The sequence below is a fragment of the Actinosynnema sp. ALI-1.44 genome, from assembly GCF_001984155.1.
Taxonomy (GTDB): domain Bacteria; phylum Actinomycetota; class Actinomycetes; order Mycobacteriales; family Pseudonocardiaceae; genus Kibdelosporangium.
Genome location: NZ_MTQO01000048.1, coordinates 223,019 through 235,864, shown reverse-complemented (window position 1 = coordinate 235,864; position 12,846 = coordinate 223,019). Strand labels below are relative to the sequence as shown.

11 protein-coding genes are annotated in these 12,846 nt (G+C 68.7%); 4 read left to right on the top strand and 7 right to left on the bottom strand.

Translation table 11 applies throughout. The annotated features are described in order from the left end of the window. The first annotated feature begins 95 nt into the window (after positions 1–95). On the top strand, positions 96–2,588 hold the full coding sequence (locus ALI144C_RS28630; protein WP_143230927.1) for an alpha/beta fold hydrolase: 2,493 nt from the start codon (positions 96–98) through the stop codon (positions 2,586–2,588). A gap of 4 nt (positions 2,589–2,592) precedes the next feature. Here ALI144C_RS28630 and ALI144C_RS28625 read toward each other — a convergent pair whose 3' ends face one another. Genes ALI144C_RS28625 through ALI144C_RS28605 form a run of 5 tightly spaced genes read right to left on the bottom strand, consistent with a single transcriptional unit; the run spans position 2,593 to position 8,168 of the window. Beyond that, positions 2,593–3,726 (bottom strand): CapA family protein, encoded by a 1,134-nt coding sequence (locus ALI144C_RS28625; RefSeq protein ID WP_076990276.1) that lies wholly within the window; start codon positions 3,724–3,726, stop codon positions 2,593–2,595. 21 nt (positions 3,727–3,747) lie between these two features. Continuing rightward, a complete protein-coding gene (locus tag ALI144C_RS28620) occupies positions 3,748–4,362 on the bottom strand; it encodes an SRPBCC family protein (RefSeq protein ID WP_076990275.1) in 615 nt (204 codons plus the stop codon). A 13-nt stretch (positions 4,363–4,375) separates the two neighbouring features. After that, entirely contained in the window at positions 4,376–5,227 is an 852-nt protein-coding gene (locus tag ALI144C_RS28615) for an FAD binding domain-containing protein (protein ID WP_076990274.1), read from the bottom strand. Continuing rightward, on the bottom strand, positions 5,224–7,593 hold the full coding sequence (locus ALI144C_RS28610; protein ID WP_083753461.1) for a xanthine dehydrogenase family protein molybdopterin-binding subunit: 2,370 nt from the start codon (positions 7,591–7,593) through the stop codon (positions 5,224–5,226). Before ALI144C_RS28610 ends, ALI144C_RS28615 begins: the two co-directional genes overlap by 4 nt. After that, positions 7,593–8,168, bottom strand: a complete 576-nt coding sequence (locus tag ALI144C_RS28605; protein ID WP_083753460.1) for a (2Fe-2S)-binding protein — start codon at positions 8,166–8,168, stop codon at positions 7,593–7,595. Before ALI144C_RS28605 ends, ALI144C_RS28610 begins: the two co-directional genes overlap by 1 nt. A gap of 213 nt (positions 8,169–8,381) precedes the next feature. Here ALI144C_RS28605 and ALI144C_RS28600 point away from each other — a divergent pair, with 213 nt between their 5' ends. Continuing rightward, positions 8,382–8,819 (top strand): PPOX class F420-dependent oxidoreductase, encoded by a 438-nt coding sequence (locus tag ALI144C_RS28600; RefSeq protein ID WP_076990273.1) that lies wholly within the window; start codon positions 8,382–8,384, stop codon positions 8,817–8,819. A 65-nt stretch (positions 8,820–8,884) separates the two neighbouring features. After that, positions 8,885–9,760, top strand: coding sequence for a sigma-70 family RNA polymerase sigma factor (locus ALI144C_RS28595; protein WP_076990272.1), 876 nt, complete (start codon positions 8,885–8,887; stop codon positions 9,758–9,760). Positions 9,761–9,796: 36 nt separating this feature from the next. Here the strand turns inward: ALI144C_RS28595 and ALI144C_RS28590 are convergent, their stop codons facing one another. Next, on the bottom strand, positions 9,797–10,156 hold the full coding sequence (locus ALI144C_RS28590; RefSeq protein ID WP_202819078.1) for a YciI family protein: 360 nt from the start codon (positions 10,154–10,156) through the stop codon (positions 9,797–9,799). 59 nt (positions 10,157–10,215) lie between these two features. Next, the gene (locus tag ALI144C_RS28585; RefSeq protein ID WP_083753459.1) at positions 10,216–10,968 is read right to left on the bottom strand and encodes an LppU/SCO3897 family protein; all 753 of its coding nucleotides are present in this window, start codon (positions 10,966–10,968) and stop codon (positions 10,216–10,218) included. A gap of 146 nt (positions 10,969–11,114) precedes the next feature. Here ALI144C_RS28585 and ALI144C_RS28580 point away from each other — a divergent pair, with 146 nt between their 5' ends. Next, on the top strand, positions 11,115–12,776 hold the full coding sequence (locus ALI144C_RS28580) for a DNA repair helicase XPB (RefSeq protein WP_076990269.1): 1,662 nt from the start codon (positions 11,115–11,117) through the stop codon (positions 12,774–12,776). Positions 12,777–12,846 lie beyond the last annotated feature (70 nt).

Here is a 12,846-nt window from a genome sequence, read left to right as displayed (position 1 = left end):
GGGGCGGACGCGGTGAATGAACCCGTGGCCCGATGCGGCCGGGCTCGTTGTGCACGATCCTCGACCAGGTGAACCCACGACGAGAATTCGGCCGCATGGCAAGGCTTTCCGTGCTGTCGGTGATGCTCGCGGCCGCTCTGGCACCGGTGGCCGCCGCGGAAACCGACCGAGAACCAGTGCGGTGGCACGACTGTCCGTCGATACCGGGCATCCCGATGGAGAAACTGCGGTGTGCCACCGTCACCGTCCCGATGAACTACGCGGATCCCGGCGGTCGGCACATCTCGATCGAGATCTCCCGTCGCCAGGCGGACAACCCGGCACAGCGGCGCGGGGTGATGCTGCTCAACCCCGGCGGGCCGGGCGGTCCTGCCCTGCCGATGCCGCTCCAGTTCGAGCAACTGCCTGGCGCGGAAGCGGTTCTCGGCAGCTATGACCTGGTCGCGTTCGACCCGCGGGGGGTCGGGTTGAGCACGCCGGTCACCTGCCGCCTGCGGCCCGACCAGCGAAACGGCTCGGTCAGCCCGTATCCACGCGACGAGGCGGACATCGACCGGTACGCCCAGCGGGCACGGGAAGTCGCCCAGCAGTGCGGCAAGGACAGCGACAGAGACCTCCTGCCGCACATCACCACCGCGAACACGGCCCGCGACATGGACCGCATCCGCGTGGCACTGGGTGTTCCGCGGATCTCGTACTACGGTGCCTCGTACGGCAGCTATCTGGGCGCCGTCTATGCCTCGCTTTTCCCGCAACGCACTGACCGCGTCGTGCTGGACGCTGTGCTTGGGCCACAAGGGCTCGACGTGGACGGCGTACGGCGGTTCGGCCAGGGCGTCCAGGACCGTTTCCCGGACTTCGCCGCGTGGGCAGCGAAACGGCACAGCACGTATCAACTCGGTGCGACACCGCAAGCAGTGACCGTGAAGTTCTACGCGTTGGCGGCGCGCCTGGACCGTGAACCGATTGGCAAGGTCGACGGCGCGGCTTTCCGGGCAAGCCTCTTCAACGCGTTGTACAACGACAGGAGCTTCCCGGGGTTGGCGGAGTCCTGGCGATTGCTCGACAACGGCAAGGAACCTCCGCGGGACAACGAGCCACCCGGCGGCGGATATCCGGACATGGAGAACCGGGCCGCGGCCCAGCTGCACGTGCTGTGCAACGACTCCGACTGGCCGGAGGACATCGGCCACTACCGGCGCGCGGTGCGACTGGAACGCTTGCTGCGCCCGATGTTCGGTCCAGCGGCGGCCAACGCCCACCCGTGCGCGTTCTGGCCGGTCGATCCGGTGGAACCGCCAGTGGCCATCACGTCACGCGGACCGTCGAACATCCTGCTCGTCCAAAACCTGCGCGACCCCGCGACCCCGCTCCGGGGAGCTCAGCTGATGCGTGCGGCGCTGGGGCAACGCGCTGGCCTGCTCACTGTGGACGCGGGCGGGCACGGCGTCCTCAACCAGGCTGAGGGCACCTGTGCCCGTGACATCGTGTTGCGTTTCATGACCGGGGACCAGCCACCACGAGACGGGCACTGCCCGAGCCCGGGAGGAGGCGTGCACGAGAAGGTGAAGGCCGAAGTAGACGCACTGGTCGACTCCGGCGAGGCGACCGCGGCCCTGGTGCGGACTCGGGACAGCAACGGCCAGTGGGCCGCTGCCGCAGGCGTCAGGGACCTGACCACACGGCTTCCGGCCGACGCGCGGGGCAAGTTCCGGATCGCCAGCACGACCAAGGCGTTCACCGCGACTGTCGTCCTGCAACTGGTGGACGAGAACCGGATCGCACTGGACGCCCCAGTCGAGCGGTACCTGCCGGGGCTCGTCCCCGATGGTGCCCGCATCACTGTGCGGCAAGTCCTCAACCACACCAGCGGTTTGCACGACTTCGCAAGCGAGCCCGGCTACGAGGCGTGGAACTACCCGGCCTTGCAGCGCAGCCACACCCCGGCGGAACTGCTGGCAGTGGCTTTCGCCCACCCGCCGACCAACCCACCCGGCGCCAAATGGGACTACTCGAACACCAACTACGTCCTGGCCGGACAGCTGATCGAACGACTCACCGGCCGCCCATGGGCAGCGGAGGTGCAACGGCGTCTGTTGCGGCCACTGGGAATGCGCGACACAACACTGCCGGGCACATCGAAAACGATTCCGCGACCCCACGCGCACGGCTACATGCGTGTGCCACCCACGGAAGGCGCGCGACCCGAGCTGATCGACGTCACCTCGATCAACCCGTCCGTGGTCGGCTCGGCCGGGGAGATCATCTCCACCACCGAGGACCTGACCAGGTTCTTCGACGCACTGCTCGGCGGAAGACTGCTCAGCCGCGACACGTTGACGCAGATGCGGACGACCGTGGCCACCCACCCCGGCGCTCCGCGGTGGCGCGACGGACTGGGCGTGTTCAGCTCAGAGTTGTCCTGCGGACTGAAGGTCTGGGGACACGACGGGGGAGCACTGGGTTTCCAGACCTTCACGGCCCGCTCCGACGACGGCCGCCAACTGGTGCTGTCGGTGAACCCGTACGACGACCTGGTGCCGGACGCCCCGATCAAGCGAATCCAGGAAGCCTATTTCTGCCGGTGAGGCCTTACTTACCAGGACGAGTAAGTCCCTGATTCCCCGCGTCACGAGACAGGACGATGCCGTCGGTGCGCTTCACGGCTTCGGTCTGCCGCGAGTCGCCTGCCGAACCCTGAGACAGATCCAGCAACCGGATCGGCGGACCGAGATCGATCAGGGTCGGCAGGTACTCCGCCTTGTCGACGGCCCAGCCGGTGCCGTTGCGGGTGAAGTGGAACCGCGCGATCGCACCTTCCTCGGACACGCCACGGGGATCCGAGTGCTTGGCGATGTGGTTGCCCAGCCCGTACGCCACCCACTTGCCGTTGATCTTCTCGAAGGGCTGCACGACGTGCGCGTGGTGCCCGATGATCAGGTCGATGGTGGGGTCGGCCAGCAGTTTCTGCGCGTCCCTGCGCTGGGCCTGGGTGGGGTCGTGCACGAACTCCGTTCCCCAGTGCAGGCTGGCGATCACGACTTCGGCACCCGCCGCCTTCGCGGCCTTGGCCGCGGTGATCACGTCGTCGGCCTTGAGCGTGTTGGACAGCCACGGCTTGCCCGCGGGCAGTTGCTTTCCGTTGAAGCCGAAGGTGTACGAGACGTGTGCGACTTTCACGCCCTTCACGTCCATGATCAACGGGGTTTTGGCCTCGTCGGCCGAGCGCGCCGAGCCGGTGTGCTTGATCCCGGCCTTGTCCAGGGCTTCCAGCGTCCTGGTCACGCCCGCTTCGCCGACGTCCAGCGTGTGGTTGGACGCCGTCGAGCAGTCGTCGTAGCCGGTGTCCGCCAGCGCCGCGACGACCTCGGGCGGTGCGCTGAACTCCGGGTAGCCCTTGAACGGGCCCTCCGGCGCGGCGATCGGCGTCTCCAGGTGGCAGATCGCCAGGTCCGCCCCGCTGATCGCCGGTTTCACACCGGCGAAGATCTGCCGGTAGTCGCGTTTGCCGCCGCCGTCCTGGGTGGCCTGGTCGGTCAGCGCCGGGTGGATCAGCACGTCACCCGTGGCCGCCACGGTGAATCCCGGTGCCGCGGGCTTGGCGCTGCCGGAGGTGAGGCCTTCGGCAGCGGGAACGGAGAGCTTCGGATCGGCGGCGGTGCCGGTCGAGCACCCCGCGGCGAGCAGGGCGGCGGCGCAGCACGTCGCGAGCAAGGACCGGCGCATGCGCGACATCCTGCCAGTAGATTATTTACGTCGTCGGCGGGCTATCAGAAACAGCACGACGAGCGCGACCGCGATCAGCGGCAATGCCCGCTTGAGCACGGGAGAACCGGCGTATTCGAGCAAGTCGATCGCCTCGGTCTCCGGCGGTGGTGGCACAGCGCGTAACGGCTCGGACACCGGAGTCGCCGGGGTCGCCGGAGGTGCGACGAGTTCGGCGAGGGTGCGCGCGAACGTGTCGAGGATCTTCCCGCCGACATCCGCGATCATCCCGCGGCCGAGCTGCGCCGGTTTCCCGGTGATCGTCAGGTCGGTCGTCACCGCCCCGGTCGTCTGACCGTCCTTTTCGGACAACACGACTGTGACGGCCGCCGAGGCGGTGCCGCTGCGGGCGTCCTTGCCGGACGCCTTGATCTTGATGGTCCGGCTCGCCTCATCGGTTTCGGTGAACTCGCCCTTGCCCTTGTACAACAGGGAGACCGGGCCGAGTTTGACCTTGACCGACCCGGTGAACGCCGATCCTTCGACGCTGGTCAGGGTGGCGCCGGGCATGCACGGCGCCACCCTTTCCGGATCGAGCAGGGCCTGCCACACGATGTCGACCGGTGCGTCGACGGTGAACCGGTGTTCCAGCTGCACAGGCCCAGTCTCCTTATCCGATTGCGGCGGTCAGCGCACGTCCGGTGAGCACACGAGCAAGATGGCTACGGTACTCGCCGTCGGCGTTGCCGTCACTGGTCGGACTTGTGCCGTTCGCGGCGTTCGCGGCCGCCGCCTTGATGTTCTCCGCCGTCGCGGCCTGGCCGACCAGCGCGTCCTCCACCGCACGGGCCCGCACGGGAACCGACGCCATGTTGGTCAGCCCGATCCGTGCCTCCGCGATGGTGCCGCCGTCGGTGCGGACCATCGCCGCGACCGCGACCATCGACCACGACTGCGCGACCCGGTTGAACTTCTCGTAGTGCGCGCGCCACCCGGTGTACTTGGGCAGCCGCACCTCCACGAGCAGTTCGGCGGGGGTCATCGCGGTCGTGAAGAAGTCGACGAAGTACTCCGCGGCGGGCACGGTCCGGCGGCCGTCCATCCCGGCGACGACCATCTCCGCGTCCATCGCCAACGCGGGAGCCAGCAGGTCACCCGCCGGGTCGGCGTGGGCGATCGAGCCACCGAACGTGCCGCGGTGGCGGACCTGGGGGTCGGCCACGGTGTCGGTCGCCGCCGTGATCAGCGCGGCGTGCTCCCGTACCAACGGATCACGCTGGACCTCGTAGTGCGTCGCCATCGCGCCGATCACGATCGCGTCGCCGTCCTCACGGATCGCACGCAGCTCGGGGATCCGGCCGATGTCCACCAGCTTGGTCGGGGCGGCCAGCCGCATCCGCAGAACGGGCAGCAGGCTCTGGCCGCCCGCGATGACCTTCCCGTCCTCGCCCGCGTCGGCGAGCGCGCGGACCGCTTCGTCCACTGTGGTCGGTGCGACGTAGTCGAACCGCGCCGGGATCACCGCGCACCTCCCTGGATCGCCTGCCACACACGCATCGGCGAGCACGGCATCTCGACGTCGGCGACGCCCATGTGCCGCAGCGCGTCGACGATCGCGTTCACCACCGCGGGCGTGGACGCGATCGTGCCCGCCTCGCCGACGCCCTTGACGCCCAACGGGTTCGTCGTCGACGGCGTCTCGGTCCGATCGGTCACGAACGTCGGCAGGTCCGCCGCGGACGGCAGGTGGTAGTCCGCGAACGTGCCCGAGGTCAACGTTCCACTCTCGTCATGGACAGCCTCTTCGTACAGGGCCTGCGCGATGCCCTGCGCGAGGCCGCCGTGCACCTGGCCTTCGACGATCAACGGGTTGACGACTTTGCCGACGTCGTCGACGCACACGTACGACCGGATCGACACGCGACCGGTCTCGGTGTCCACTTCGGTCGCACACAGGTGCGTCCCGTGGGGATACGAGAAGTTGTCCGGGTCGAACGTGGCGTCGGAGTCCAGGTTCGCCTCGTAGCCGTCCGGCAGGTCGTGCGCGGCGAACACGGCCAGTGCCACGTCCTGGATGCCGACCGACTTGTCCGTGCCCTTGACGGCGAACTTGCCACCGGCGAACTCGATGTCGTCGACCGCGCACTCGAGAAGGTGCGCCGCGACCGGTTTCGCCTTGTCGAGAACCCTGTGTGCGGCAAGGACAAGAGCTGTCCCGCCGACTGTGAGGGAACGGGACCCGTACGTGTCCATGCCCCTCGGTGAGAACTGCGTGTCGCCGTGCAGCACTTCGATGTCCTCGAACGGGACACCCAGTTGGTCGGCGACGATCTGGCTCCACGCCGTCTCGTGGCCCTGCCCGTGCGCGGACGACCCGGTGACGACCTCGACCTTGCCCGTGGGCAGCATGCGGATCGCCGCGTGCTCCCAACCGCCCGCGCCGTAGGCCAACGAGCCGAGGACGCGGGACGGCGCGAGGCCGCACATCTCGGTGTACGTCGAGATGCCGATCCCCAGTTGGACGGGGTCGTTGGATGCCCGGCGTGCTTCCTGCTCACGCCGCAGACCGTCGTAGTCGAACAGCTGCTTGGCGCGTTCGGTCGCGGCTTCGTAGTTGCCGGAGTCGTACGTCAGGCCGGCGACCGTGGTGTACGGGAACTCCTCGTGCTTGATCCAGTTCTTCTCCCGCAACGCCAACGGGTCCATGTCGAGTTCGACGGCGAGCTCGTCCATGATCCGTTCGATCGCGAACGTGGCCTCGGGACGCCCGGCACCGCGGTAGGCGTCGGTGATCGTCTTGTTGGTGAACACGTTGGTGCACGCGAACCGGTACGACGGGATCTTGTAGATGGCGTTGAACATGAACGCGCCGAGCAGCGGCACACCCGGCGCGACCACGCCGAGGTACGCGCCCATGTCGGCCAGCAGGTCCACTTTCAGCCCGGTGATCGTGCCGTCGCGCGTCGCGGTGATGGTGATGTCCTGGATCTGGTCGCGGCCGTGGTGTGCGGTGGCCATGCAGTCCGACCGGCTTTCGTTCCACTTCACCGGTTTGCCGAGCTTCCGCGCGACCAGGAGGGTCATCAGTTCCTCGGGCAGCACGCCGATCTTGCCGCCGAAGCCGCCGCCGACGTCCGGCGCGATCACCCGCAGCTTGTGCTCGGGCAGGCCGAGGGTCAACGCGGTCATCACGCGCAGGATGTGCGGGATCTGGGTGGACGACCAGACTGTCAGCTGCGGCCCGGTCGGGTCGACGACGGTCGCGCGTGGCTCCATGAACGCCGGGACCAGGCGTTGCTGGCGGAACCGGCGGGTGACCGTGACCTCGGCGTCCGTGATGGCCTGCTGGACGTCGCCGCCGGTCCCGGCTTCGCCCGAGTCGAAGACCCACACGGCGTTCTCGTTCGTGCCGAGGTCTTCGTGGATCACGGTCGTGCCCTCGGCGAGCGCGGCTTCCATGTCCAGGACGACCGGCAGGTCCTCGTACTCGACGTCGATGGCTTCGAGCGCGTCCTGAGCCTCGGCGGCACTGCGCGCGGCCACGACAGCGACGCCCTCACCGGCGAAGTTCACCTTGTCGGCGGCGAGAACCGGTCGCCTCGGGTGCTTCATGTCCGGGGTGACGGGCCATGCGCACGGCAGGCCGATCTCCCTGGCAGGGTCGAGGTCCTTCGCCGTGAACACCGCGATGACGCCGGGCATCTCGCGGGCCGCGGACGTGTCGATCTCGGCGATCCGCGCATGCGCCAATGGACTGCGCAGCACAGCGAGGTGCAGCATGCCGGGCAGCGTGATGTTGTCGGTCCACCGGGTGCGGCCGGTGACCAGACGCTCGTCTTCCTTGCGCAGACGGGCCTTGCCTACTTCAGGCTCGGCGGTGGCGGTCATCAGCTACCGCCTCCCGTGTGGCTCGGGGCGGGCGCGCTGATGTCAGCGTCCGAAGACCTGCTTGCGGGGTCGAGCGTCGGCTCTGCGACCTGCTCGGCGGCGGGACCCGCGCCGGGCGCCATCTTCGACGCGGCGTCACGCACCGCGCGCACGATGTTCTGGTAACCGGTGCACCGGCAGAGGTTTCCCTCGAGGCCGTGCCGCACGGCGTTGTCGTCGGGGTCGGGGTCGTCGGCCAACAGGTCGATCGCCTGCATGATCATGCCGGGGGTGCAGAAGCCGCACTGCAACGCGTGGTTGTCGCGGAAGGCCTGTTGAACGGGGTGCATCCGGCCGTCGCGGGCCAGTCCTTCGATGGTGGTGACCTCGCTGCCGTCGGCCTGGACCGCGAGGACGGAGCAGGACTTCACGCTGTGCCCGTCCAGATGCACGGTACAAGCCCCGCAGTTGCTGGTGTCGCATCCGACCACGGTTCCGGTTTTGCCGAGCCGCTCGCGCAAGTAGTGCACGAGCAACATGCGGGGCTCGACATCGTCCGTGTACCTGGTCCCGTCGACGCCGACGGTGATCCGCATAGCGCCTCCAACGCTGGCTCGGTGGTGGGCTCGGGAACGCGTGTGAGCGTGATCACGCTCACACCCGTTCGAGACTGCTACCGATTGCGCGGTCAATCAACCCCGAGTCGATCAAGTTCCCTATCCGCGGATCGGGAGAGCCTTTCCTGCCGTGTTCGCGGATCAAATCGGCCGAATGTCGTAGTCGGCGAGCCGGGGGTAGCGTGCCGGAACATGTACTCCATGTCACGGGAGCAGTGGTGGGCCTTCGCCTCCGAAGGCACCCGCACGGGCAAGCTCGCCACCGTCCGGGCCAACGGCGCGGCGCACGTCGCCCCGATCTGGTTCCTGCTCAACGAGCAGGACGGCCACGACGAGATCGTCTTCAACACCGGCGCGAACACGACCAAGGGCAAGGCGCTGCGGCGTGACCCGAGGTTCTCGCTGTGCGTCGACGTGGCCGAGCCGCCGTACTCCTACGTGATCATCCAGGCCGAGGCCGTCATCTCCGAGGACCTCGACGAGTCGCTGGTCTGGGCGACGAAGCTGGCCGCCCGTTACATGGGTGAGGACAAGGCGGACGCGTACGGCAAGCGAAACGCTGTGCCCGGTGAACTGTTGGTGCGCGGCAGGATCACCAAAGTCGTCGCGCACGCGGACATCGCGGACTAACTGTCACATCGGACATGTCCGCGGGCTCATCCCAGGTGAGCCTCGACGACAGGATGGTGTGACCGATGGACGAGACCGAGTGGCTGGCCGATCGTTTCGAACAGGAGCGGCCGCGGCTGCGTGCCGTGGCCTACCGGATGCTGGGTTCGGTGGCGGAGGCCGACGACGCGGTGCAGGACGCGTGGCTGCGGCTGAGCCGGGCCGGTTCGGAACAGATCGACAACCTCGGTGGCTGGCTGACCACGGTCGTCGCGCGGGAGTGCTTGCACCAGTGGCGTTCCCGGCGGCGCCGCCGGGAGGACCCGTTGGCCGAGCACCTGCCGGACCTGCTTGTCTCCGGCGGCGAGCTCGACCCCGAGCAGGAGATGCTGCTGGCCGATTCGGTCGGCCTGGCGTTGCTGGTCGTGCTCGAACAGCTCACTCCCGGGGAGCGGTTGGCGTTCGTGCTGCACGACATGTTCGACGTGCCCTTCGGTGAGATCGCCGGGATCGTCGGCCGTACCCCCGCCGCCACGCGGCAGCTCGCCAGCCGGGCCCGGCGCCGCGTGCACGGTGCCGACGTCCCGCGGGCCGAGCCGGACCTGGCGCGTCAGCGGAAGGTGGTCGAAGCCTTCTACGCCGCCGCGCGGACGGCGGATTTCGACGCCCTCGTCCGGGTTCTCGACCCGGAAGTCGTGCTGCGGACCGACTTCGGCGCCGCCCAGCCCGCGACTGTCGTGCGTGGTGCGGCGGCTGTCGCCGAGCAGACTCGCGTCCCTCGCGGCGGCCAACTGCGTCCCATCCTCGTCAACGGCGTGATCGGGGCCTTGATCTCCCGCGACGGACGGCCGTACTCGGTGATGGCTTTCACCGTCGCCGACGACCGGATCGCCCGGATCGACGTCATCCACGACACCGACCGCGTGCGGGACGCCGCGTCCGCTGTGGACCGGACCGGGTGAACAGGGGCCCGGCACACGCCGGGCCCCCGGCTCTCGTCACCAGTACTTGGCGATCTTCCGCACCTCCACCGCGCCACCCAGACGCGCCTGCGGGATCTGGGCCGCGATCGCGACCGCGGCTGCCAGGTCCTCCGCCTCGACGGTGAGGAATCCGCCCACCGCGCTCGTGGCGTCGAGGAACGGTCCCTCGGTCCGAACGGTCGATCCGTTCTCGACCCGGACGGTCGTCGCGTCCTTCGGCAGGCCCAACGGCGGCCCGCCGGTCACGTTCGCCATCGAGCTGACGACCGCCCAGTCGGCTCGGGCCGCCTTCGCGTCCTCCATCGAAATCGTCTCCGCGCCCGGCGTGCCGGGCAACGGGTACGTGCCGTGGTGGACCACCAAAACGAACTGCATCATGTCCTCCTCATCAGGTGTACACACCCATGAGCCCTGACGCAGCGGTGATGTGACAGCTAACTACGAGCCAGGCACAAAGTCGTGGCCGGCTCCGAGTAGACGGCGGCCATGTTGCCCTTGCCCTTCCCGCACGCGGACGCGTCCGCCTTGCCGCTCACGACCTTGGCCACCTTGACCGCCGAGCCGCCGCAGGGGGAGCGTTCGTCCGCCTGGTTGCCGGCGCCGCTGGAGATCTTGAAGCAGTCGCCTTCCTTGGCGTTGAGCATCAGGCAGAGCTTCATCGTGTCGCGGCGGCTGCGCCGGGTCCACTCGGTGTAGTCGCCCTTCGGGCACAGGTCCGACGAGCTGTCCAGTTTCTTGGCCACCTTGTAGACGGCCTCCTGGGTGGTGCAGTCGGCCTTCTCGGCGTCCGCGCTGCTCGCCTTCACGACCTTGATGCAGTCACCCGCCTCGGCGGACGCCGCGCCGGTGCCCCAGTTGACGATCCCGAAGATGATCAGGCCGACGACGCCGAGCGCGATGACACCGCCGACGACCTTGCGGCCGCCGCTCTTCTTCGGCAGCGGCGGCGGGAGGTTCGGCGGCGGGCCCGGTGGCGTGTTCTGGGGCGGGAAGCCGCCACCCGGCGGCTGGTACTGCTGCTGGGGGAACCCGCCAGGGTCCGACGGCGGCGGGAACTGCTGCTGGGGCGCCTGGTACTGGGGTGCCGGGTACTGGGGCGGCGGGTACTGCTGTGGCGGGTAGGGCTGCTGTGGCTGGTGTGGGTAGCCCTGCGGCGACGGGTAGTGCCCCTGCGGTGGATAAGTCATCGTTTCCCCAGCTTGATCGGCCTTGATTCGGGGCAACCGTACCCGGCGGGTCGCGTTCGCCATGGCGGAATGGCCGGGATTTTTGCCGGTGGTCACGGTGTTGGCACACTGGGGGAGGTCCCGCGGATGAGGAGTTGTTTGACACAGTGACCGACGGCCCGTTGATCGTGCAGTCCGACAAGACGCTGCTGCTCGAAGTCGACCATCCACAGTCCGGTGAGGCACGGATGGCCATCGCGCCGTTCGCCGAGCTGGAACGAGCGCCGGAGCACGTGCACACCTACCGGGTGACGCCGCTCGCGTTGTGGAACGCCCGCGCCGCGGGGCACGACGCCGAGCAGGTCGTCGACGCCCTCTCGCGGTTCTCCCGGTACCCGGTGCCGCAGCCGCTGCTGATCGACGTCGTCGACACGATGGGCAGGTTCGGCAGGTTGCAGCTGCTGCACAACCCGGCGCACGGCCTGGTGATGAACGCGACCGACCGCGCGGTGCTCGAGGAGGTGCTGCGCAACAAGAAGGTCTCGCCGATGCTCGGCGCCCGGATCGACGACGACACCGTGGTGGTGCACCCGAGCGAGCGCGGCCGTCTCAAGCAGGTGTTGTTGAAGGTCGGCTGGCCCGCGGAGGACCTGGCGGGCTACGTCGACGGCGAGGCGCACCCGATCGCGCTGGAGGAGGAAGGCTGGCAGCTGCGCGACTACCAGCGCATGGCGGCGCAGACGTTCTGGGCCGGTGGCTCCGGGGTCGTGGTGCTGCCGTGTGGCGCGGGCAAGACCCTCGTGGGTGCCGCGGCGATGGCCGAGGCACAGGCGACGACGTTGATCCTGGTGACGAACACCGTGGCCGGGCGGCAGTGGAAGCGCGAGCTGATCGCGCGGACCTCGCTGACCGAGGACGAGATCGGCGAGTACTCCGGCGAGCGCAAGGAGATCCGGCCGGTCACCATCGCGACGTACCAGGTGATCACCCGCAAGACCAAGGGCGAGTACCGGCACCTGGAGCTGTTCGACTCCCGCGACTGGGGCCTGATCGTCTACGACGAGGTGCACCTGCTGCCCGCGCCGGTCTTCCGGATGACGGCGGACCTGCAGTCCCGCCGCCGCCTCGGCCTGACAGCCACCCTGGTCCGCGAGGATGGGCGCGAGGGAGACGTGTTCTCCCTGATCGGCCCGAAGCGCTTCGACGTGCCATGGCGTGACATCGAGGCGCAGGGCTGGATCGCCCCGGCCGAGTGCACCGAGGTCCGCGTGACGCTGACGGACACCGAACGCCTGAAGTACGCGACGGCCGAGCCGGAAGAGCGCTACAAGATCTGCTCGACGGCACGGACGAAGCTGCCGGTCGTCCGCAGCATCCTGGACAGGCACCCGGGCGAGCCCGCCCTCGTGATCGGCGCGTACCTGGACCAACTCGACGAACTCGGCGAGGAACTGAACGCCCCGATCATCCAGGGCTCGACGAAGAACAAGGAACGAGAGGCGCTGTTCGACGCGTTCCGCAGGGGCGAACTGCCGACCCTGGTGGTCTCGAAGGTGGCGAACTTCTCGATCGACCTGCCGGAAGCGTCGGTGGCGGTGCAGGTCTCCGGCACGTTCGGCTCCCGCCAGGAAGAGGCGCAGCGCCTGGGCAGGCTCCTGCGCCCCAAGGGCGACGGCCGCCAGGCGCACTTCTACTCGGTGGTGTCCCGCGACACCCTGGACACGGAGTACGCCGCCCACCGGCAGCGCTTCCTGGCCGAGCAGGGCTACGCGTACACGATCGTCGACGCCGACGACCTCCTCGGACCACCCGTCCCGGAGGTCGGCTGACCCGTCCGCCCCGCCCGACCCCGGCTGCCGCTGTGCAACCAATGTGGCCTTCGTTGCGAAAAACGCTACG

What these genes read in the sequence shown, in the direction of transcription:
- ALI144C_RS28630 (WP_143230927.1), top strand. Translation starts at nt 96, where the DNA reads ATGGCAAGGCTTTCCGTGCTGTCGGTGATGCTCGCGGCCGCTCTGGCA.
- ALI144C_RS28625 (WP_076990276.1), bottom strand. Translation starts at nt 3,726, where the DNA reads ATGCGCCGGTCCTTGCTCGCGACGTGCTGCGCCGCCGCCCTGCTCGCC.
- ALI144C_RS28610 (WP_083753461.1), bottom strand. Translation starts at nt 7,593, where the DNA reads ATGACCGCCACCGCCGAGCCTGAAGTAGGCAAGGCCCGTCTGCGCAAG.
- ALI144C_RS28605 (WP_083753460.1), bottom strand. Translation starts at nt 8,168, where the DNA reads ATGCGGATCACCGTCGGCGTCGACGGGACCAGGTACACGGACGATGTC.
- ALI144C_RS28600 (WP_076990273.1), top strand. Translation starts at nt 8,382, where the DNA reads ATGTACTCCATGTCACGGGAGCAGTGGTGGGCCTTCGCCTCCGAAGGC.
- ALI144C_RS28595 (WP_076990272.1), top strand. Translation starts at nt 8,885, where the DNA reads ATGGACGAGACCGAGTGGCTGGCCGATCGTTTCGAACAGGAGCGGCCG.
- ALI144C_RS28590 (WP_202819078.1), bottom strand. Translation starts at nt 10,156, where the DNA reads ATGCAGTTCGTTTTGGTGGTCCACCACGGCACGTACCCGTTGCCCGGC.
- ALI144C_RS28585 (WP_083753459.1), bottom strand. Translation starts at nt 10,968, where the DNA reads ATGACTTATCCACCGCAGGGGCACTACCCGTCGCCGCAGGGCTACCCA.